General features: G+C 62.0%; 7 protein-coding genes. 5 read left to right on the top strand and 2 right to left on the bottom strand.

Features of this window, described 5'->3' with window-relative positions; genetic code table 11:
• Positions 1-187: 187 nt before the first annotated feature.
• Positions 188-655, bottom strand: coding sequence for a hypothetical protein (locus AC1DT3_RS09300; RefSeq protein WP_477464971.1), 468 nt, complete (start codon positions 653-655; stop codon positions 188-190).
• 282 nt (positions 656-937) lie between these two features.
• Positions 938-2,179: an NAD(P)/FAD-dependent oxidoreductase gene (locus AC1DT3_RS09295; RefSeq protein ID WP_477464970.1), complete on the bottom strand. Its 1,242-nt coding sequence runs from the start codon at positions 2,177-2,179 to the stop codon at positions 938-940.
• A 207-nt stretch (positions 2,180-2,386) separates the two neighbouring features.
• Here AC1DT3_RS09295 and rpe point away from each other — a divergent pair, with 207 nt between their 5' ends.
• The 5 genes from rpe to AC1DT3_RS09270 form a co-directional block, all read left to right on the top strand.
• A complete protein-coding gene (rpe, locus tag AC1DT3_RS09290) occupies positions 2,387-3,058 on the top strand; it encodes a ribulose-phosphate 3-epimerase (protein WP_477464969.1) in 672 nt (223 codons plus the stop codon).
• Positions 3,059-3,118: 60 nt separating this feature from the next.
• Complete coding sequence (purB, locus tag AC1DT3_RS09285) at positions 3,119-4,426, top strand: adenylosuccinate lyase (protein ID WP_477464968.1); 1,308 nt, start codon at positions 3,119-3,121, stop codon at positions 4,424-4,426.
• 145 nt (positions 4,427-4,571) lie between these two features.
• Positions 4,572-5,759 carry a class I SAM-dependent methyltransferase gene (locus AC1DT3_RS09280; protein ID WP_477464967.1) on the top strand — a complete coding sequence of 396 codons (1,188 nt, stop codon included), beginning with the start codon at positions 4,572-4,574 and terminating at the stop codon, positions 5,757-5,759.
• Between the two features lie 31 nt (positions 5,760-5,790).
• Positions 5,791-6,342: an RBBP9/YdeN family alpha/beta hydrolase gene (locus tag AC1DT3_RS09275; protein ID WP_477464966.1), complete on the top strand. Its 552-nt coding sequence runs from the start codon at positions 5,791-5,793 to the stop codon at positions 6,340-6,342.
• A gap of 294 nt (positions 6,343-6,636) precedes the next feature.
• The coding region (locus AC1DT3_RS09270) for a hypothetical protein (protein WP_477464965.1) at positions 6,637-6,819 on the top strand (183 nt) is incomplete at its 3' end.

Raw genomic sequence — 6,819 nt, 5'->3', positions numbered from 1 at the left:
GGATGAGCTATTTCACCCGTCTCAGGGCGACGAGGCGGCGGCGCTCCTTGCGGAAATACCTTCGTAGCTTCGCACTATTTCGCCAGAGGAATTCTTGACACTGAGGATCCCGTGGGAGGCCACACCGAGTTCTTTTGTCGAGTATTCGATGCTCCAATTGTCGTTTTTTTCCATCTTTGTTTACCTCTTACGGTAGTTTCGATGTATAAGAAGGAATAAAATAGCGGCCGAACTCGATCGTAATCAGAGGGCATTCCGATTGAGATAGATTCACCTTTATCATCCAGGAACTTCTCGCAATATTTGGCGTGAACGCACCCATGGACCATTTGTAGCGAGTTATTCTACAGACCCGCTCTTGGCAGACGAAGTCTTGGCTTTCCAAAATTCTGAGATCAGATTTTCCGCAGAACTGCGCCAAGAACGGCGTCAATGCCGGAACGATGAATTTTTCGACAGGCACGAACTGATGCCTCAGCAACAACCGGTCGAATTCGCCGTCCATGAAGTTGCTGTGGAGTTCGTAAATCTGGGCTGCCGCCGGCACTGCTGAAGTAAGCAGCGCCAAAGACATCATATACCTGATGAGGAAGAGCGGAAGCTTACGATTACTGCGGATCAAGTGCGGAAGACGTCGATGCATGAGGATCCGCATTTGTGTCTCGAGGGCATTTCAGCGACCATTCTCAAGATGTCGTTCTCAAGAGGTTCTGCAACCATCAATACACATAAATAGAACTATACAACTCCCCGTTCGAGGAGGGCGCAAGTCGAGGAGGACGCAAGCGCGTTTGCTCCGTCAAGCGTCCGCGCTTGCCCGCTGTGGCTCAGTTTGACCACCCGTCATCCCGAATAGGAAATGGGGAACAGTGAATAGTGAGTAGTGAATAGTGAGTAGAGAATACTCGCCACTCGCCACTCGCCACTCACCACTCGCCTAAAACCGATCCACCCGATACGGCTTGGGATCGATTACCGGCGTTTCGCCYGTGATCATTTCMGCCAWGATGCGTCCGGTGATCGGGCCGAGGGTCAKGCCGTGGTGGGCGTGACCGAATCCGAACCACAGGTTCTTGTGCTTATGCGCCGGGCCGATGATCGGCATCATGTCCGGCGTGCAGGGTCGCGAACCCATCCAGGGCTCGGGATCGAGCCGCTCGCCGAGCGGGAAGAGGCTGCGGGCGATCGGTTCGGCACGGGCGAGCTGGACCGGCGTCTTCGGCGCGTCGCGGAGGGCGAACTCCGCCCCGGTGGTCAAGCGAATGCCCTTCACCATCGGCGCCAGGAAATACCCACGTTCGAAATCGAGGGTCGGGTGATTGAGGATCGCGTTGCCCTCGGCCTTGTAGTGCATGTGGTAGCCGCGCTTCACTGCCAGCGGCAGATGGTAGCCCAAGCGCTTCGTGACCACGTCCGCCCAGGGACCGAGCGCGATGACGGCGGCGCCTGCATCCACGGGGCCGCTTTCGGTCTGGATGCGCCAGCCGGTCGCCGTTTCTTCCAGCGTGCGGGCGTCGGCGCCAGCAAGCGTGCCGCCGAGGCGTTCGAACAGGCCGACATAGGCCATCGTCAGGCCGTGCGGATCGATGATCGCGGCGGGGTCGGTCCAGTGCAAGCCGCCGACGAGAGGCGCGGCGAGATGCGGCTCGAGTGCCGCGAGGCCTTTGGGATCCAGCGCGGCGAAGTTCACGCCGAAATCCCGCTTCGTCTGCTCGGCGTCGCGGACCTGGGTGTCTCTCGCCTTTTCGGACCGGAAGACCTTGATCCAGCCCTTGTGCCGGATGAGATCGGTGGCGCCCGCCTCTTGCGCGACCGCCATGTGCTCGACGACGCTGTGCTCGATCAGGGGCGCATAGAGCTTGGCGATGGCCTTGTGATGGGAAGGCCGCGAATGCATCCAATATTGGAACAGGAACGGCGCGACCTTCGGCAGCGCGGCGAGATGGTAGTGAGCGTCGATGGTGTTGTTCGTCGCGTAGCGCAGCAGGGCGCCGAAATCATGCGGGAATCCATAAGGATAGACACCCTCGCGCTGGATCAGACCGGCATTGCCGTAGGACGTTTCTTCGCCCGGCCTCCGCCGGTCCACGAGAAGGACCGAACGCCCCCTCTTTTGAAGATGCAAAGCAATCGAAACGCCGACGATCCCGGCGCCCACAACGACCACATCCGTACGCATGAAGCCTTCCACCCCGTTCGACGCGTCTGTCTCGACGCCGAGAGCGTGAGGTTATGATGCCCCTCACGAGCGCTCGCTTCTTAACGCTCAAATCCCCGCCTCGTCCAATCCTTTCAAAGCGGGGCATGAGTCCTCAAGGGCGGGCATGAGTACGAAGCATGGCTTCCCGCGGTTGCCGGAACGGAGCGCGCGTGGTACCCGCCCGATATGACCCGTCCGCTCCTCATCGCCCCCTCGATCCTCTCCTCGGATTTCGCCAAACTCGGCGAAGAAATTCGCGCCATCGACGCGGATGGAGCCGACTGGATCCATATCGATGTGATGGACGGCCATTTCGTACCCAACATCACGCTCGGCCCGGACATCGTGAAAGCGATCCGGCCCCATTCGGCGAAGGTCTTCGACGTCCATCTGATGATCTCGCCCACGGACCCCTATCTCGAGGCGTTCGCCAAGGCCGGCGCCGATATCATCAGCATCCACGCGGAGGCTGTGCCTCACATTCACCGTTCGCTCCAGACCATCCGCAACCTCGGCAAGAAGGCCGGCATCGTGCTCAATCCAGGGACGTCCGAGCACGCGATCGAGCCCGTGCTGGACATGGTCGACCTGATCCTGTGCATGACCGTCAATCCCGGTTTCGGGGGCCAGGCGTTCATCCCATCGGTCTGCGACAAGATCCGGCGGATCAAGGCGATGGTCGGAGATCGCGATATCGACATCGAGGTCGACGGCGGCGTGACCCCGCAGAACGCCGGCCTCGTCGCCGAAGCCGGCGCCAACGTKCTGGTCGCCGGCTCTGCCGCCTTCAAGGGCGGCCCCAGCGCGTACGCCGCCAACATGGCCGCCATTCGCCAGGCGGCCGAACAGGCGCGTTGAGGTCTTAGGCCCTCCGTGTTACCGCGTGCGGGAAATCCCCCGCACGAGRCACGTCAGACCATGGTCCCCCGCTATAGCCGCCCCGAAATGGTTGCGATCTGGTCGCCCGAGACCAAGTTCCGCATCTGGTTCGAGATCGAGGCGCATGCCACGACGGCACTCGCCGAACTCGGCGTGGTGCCCAAAGAGGCTGCGGATCTCGTCTGGGAGAAGGGCTCGAAGGCGACGTTCGACGTCGAGCGCATCGATTCCATCGAGCGCGAGGTCAAGCACGACGTCATCGCCTTCCTCACGCATCTTTCCGAGATCGTCGGCCCGGAAGCACGCTTCGTCCACCAGGGCATGACGTCGTCGGACGTGCTCGACACCTGCTTCAACGTGCAGCTCGTCCGCGCGACCGACATCCTTCTCGAGGACGTCGACGCCCTTCTCGCCGCCATCAAGCGCCGCGCGCTCGAGCACAAGATGACGCCGACCATCGGACGGTCGCACGGCATCCACGCGGAGCCGGTCACGTTCGGCCTCAAGCTCGCGCAAGCCTACGCGGAATTCGAGCGGTGCAAGCTTCGCCTGATCGAAGCGCAGCGGGAGATCGCCACCTGCGCCATTTCGGGCGCCGTCGGCACCTTCRCCAACATCGACCCCCGCGTGGAGGAAKACGTCGCCGAAAAGATGGGCCTCTCCGTCGAGCCGGTATCGACCCAGGTCATCCCGCGTGACCGGCATGCCATGTATTTCGCGACGCTGGGCGTCGTCGCCTCCTCGATCGAGCGCCTGGCGATCGAGGTCCGCCATCTGCAGCGCAGCGAAGTGCTCGAAGCGGAGGAGTTTTTCTCCGCCGGCCAAAAGGGCTCGTCGGCGATGCCGCACAAGCGCAACCCTGTCCTGACCGAGAACCTCACCGGTCTCGCCCGGATGGTGCGCTCCTATGCCCTTCCGGCCATGGAAAACGTGGCGCTCTGGCACGAGCGGGATATTTCCCATTCCTCGGTCGAGCGCATGATCGGGCCCGACGCGACTGTCACCCTCGACTTTGCCTTGGCGCGCCTCACCAGCGTTATCGACAAGCTCGTGGTGTATCCGGACAACATGCAAAAGAACCTGGATCGCCTGGGCGGATTGGTGCACTCGCAGCGCGTCATGCTGGCGCTGACCCAGAAGGGCGTCTCCCGCGAGGACGCCTACCGTCTGGTCCAGCGCAACGCCATGCCGGTCTGGCGCGGCGAAGGTGATTTCCTCACGCTACTAAAGAATGATCCGGACGTGACGCGGGCCATGAAGCCCTCGGAAATCGAGGATTGCTTCGATCTCGGCTACCATTTCAAGCACGTGGACACGATCTTCAGGCGTGTCTTCGGCGCAAGCTAGACCTGCAATCTGGGACTGGAAATCTCCCCGTGATGCGCGACAATCACCATTGAAAGGTGCGGCGTATTAGGGGGAAGGCACAGTGCTTTCAGAGAATCTGCTCGTTACCGCGTTGTCCCGGGCCGTCAAGCACGGGACATTGAACATGATCAACTCCCGGGGACAGCACTTCACGTTTGGGGACGGCGGCACGCCCAAAGTGACGATGCGTTTCACGGATGCGGCGGCTCAGCTCGCGCTTTGCCTGCATCCGGAATTGAAGCTCGGCGAGCTCTACATGGATGGACGGCTCGTGATCGAGCAGGGCTCGATCTTCGACCTGCTTCAGCTCTTGCTGCGGGATACGCACGGCGAACTGGACGAGTTGCCCCTGCGCCGATTGCGCAAGATCCGCACCTGGCTCCAGCTCCGCCACGAGAACGACGCCTCGCGCTCGAAGCGCAACGTCGCCCACCATTACGATCTCGACGGGCGGCTCTACGCGCTGTTCCTGGACAGCGACCGTCAGTATTCGTGCGCCTATTTCGACACGCCGGACACGTCGTTGGAGGAAGCCCAGCTCGCCAAGAAGCGCCATATCGCGGCAAAACTTCTGCTCGAACCGGGCCAGAACGTGCTCGACATCGGATCGGGCTGGGGCGGTCTCGGCCTCTACCTCAACCGGATCGCGGGCGCGGGCACCGTCAAAGGCGTGACGCTATCCGAGGAGCAACTCGGGGTCTCTCGCAAGCGCGCGACGGAAGCCGGCGTGGCGGATCGCGTCCGGTTCGATCTCGAGGATTACCGGTCGACCGAGGGCACCTTCGATCGCATCGTTTCGGTCGGCATGTTCGAGCATGTGGGCGTGCCGTCATACGACACCTATTTCCAGACCTGCAGAAAGCTCCTCAAAGACGACGGCGTCATGCTCCTCCACACCATCGGCCGGACGGGAACGCCCTACCCCACCAACGCGTGGATCGATCGCTACATCTTCCCCGGCGGCCACTTGCCGACGCTTTCGGAGGTCATGCCGGCGATCGAGCGGGCCGGGCTCATCATCACCGACGTCGAGATCCTGCGGCTTCATTACGCCTACACGTTGAAGGCGTGGCGGGAGCGGTGTCACGCCCATCGGGAGGAGATCATCCGTCTCTACGACGAGCGCTTTTTCCGCATGTGGGATTGCTATCTCGCCATGTCGGAATCGGCGTTCCGTTTCCAGGATTCGGTGGTCTTTCAGTTCCAGCTCGCCCGCCGCAACGACGTGGTCCCGCTCACGCGCGACTACATCGCTCAACGGGAGGATCTGCTGAAACGGGCCGAAGCGCAGAGCGCGCGGTCGGCCGCTTGAATCGCCCGAAAAAGCGTTTACCTGCTGGAGCATGAAAACTTCCGATTGCGACATCCTCATCGTTCCCGGTTACGAGAATTCGGGTCCCGACCATTGGCAGAGTCGGTGGGAGCGCCAGCTCTCCACCGCTCGCCGCATCGACCAGGACGATTGGGGCGCACCCGACAAGAAAGCTTGGGTCGAGAGGATCGTGAACGACGTCAAAAAGGCGGAGAAACCCGTCGTCCTGGTGGCGCATAGCCTCGGCACGCTCGCCGTCGTCCACGCCGCGCCCGCCCTCGACGCGAACAAGGTCAAAGGCGCCTTTCTGGTCGGCGTACCGGATGCGGAGCGTCCGGATTTCGTGCCGGAAATCGACCGCGCCTTCGCACCCATTCCGCGCGATCCGCTGCCGTTTCCGTCCGTGCTGGTGACGAGCCGGAATGATCCCTATTGCGACTACGACAAGGCGGAGGACATCGCCTATTCGTGGGGTTCGGCGATCATCGACGCCGGAGAATCCGGACACCTCAACACCGACAGTGGTCACGGCCCGTGGCCCGAGGGATTGATGCGTTTCGCGGGCTTTTTGAAGAACCTTTGAACATCCTCCGGCGTCATCGCCGGGCTTGTCCCTGGTGACCTCGATTTCTCGCACCACGTCATCGCCGGGCTTGTCCCGGCGACCTCGCTCCGAGGAGCGCCGCGCTTCTCGAACCGGGGTGGCCGGGACAAGCCCGGCCATGACGCCGCGAGGACATAGCCCGCGAAGGCCATGACACCGCAGAGGGCAACCCTTCGAACCTGAACAGCAACATGACGAAAAGTTCATGTGGCGGTCACTTGCCCGAGAGCACAGTCGGTCCACCTTCGCAGAGCAACGAAGGAGGAGAATGAGATGAAACTTTTCGCTGTCTTGACTGCAGCCTCTGCCATCGCTCTCGCCAGCGCCGTCGCCTATGCGCAGCCGGCGCCGTCGACGCCCCCCGGCGACCAGGCCCGCCGGGCCCCGATGATGACCCGCGCCGACCTCGACTCGCTCACCGATGCGCGGATTGCCGGCATCCAGGCGGGCCTGAAG

The sequence above is a fragment of the Microvirga sp. P4_G7 genome (assembly GCF_056401005.1).
The sequence above is the reverse complement of the archived record's forward strand: the minus strand, read 5'-3'. Positions and strand labels throughout refer to the sequence as shown.